1 protein-coding gene is annotated in these 369 nt (G+C 46.6%); it reads right to left on the reverse strand.

Features of this window, described 5'->3' with window-relative positions:
* On the reverse strand, positions 1 to 186 hold a 186-nt coding region (locus tag HC175_RS20670), incomplete at its 3' end, for an alcohol dehydrogenase catalytic domain-containing protein (RefSeq protein WP_168139889.1).
* Between the last annotated feature and the right edge of the window lie 183 nt (positions 187 to 369).

The raw sequence follows: 369 nt of genomic DNA on the forward strand, positions 1-369 counted from the left end.
GACCTCATGGCCGGGTACACGGGGATATTGAAGTCCGGGATAATGGCCCTCTTTAACTAAGGCATCGCTGTGACAAATGCCGCAGGCTTCTACTTTTATTAATACTTCTTTTTTTCCCGGTTTTGGTTTGTCCAGATCAACAATAATAAAATCTCCTCCTTTTTCCTGTACTTGTGCTGCTTTCATTTTTTGTTTTTCGGGAAGTTATGGAAAATAAGAAGCTTTTATCTTTAAAAGTGCGTTAAAAATGGGGACTTGGGGACTGGGGGACCGGGGGATCGGGGGACTGGGGGACGAGGGGAGATTGTGATGGCGCGGATTTGTAATCCGGGATGACTTGTTTAGATGTGAGTTGCGGGGTGCGGGGTG

Source organism: Salinimicrobium oceani, assembly GCF_012037645.1.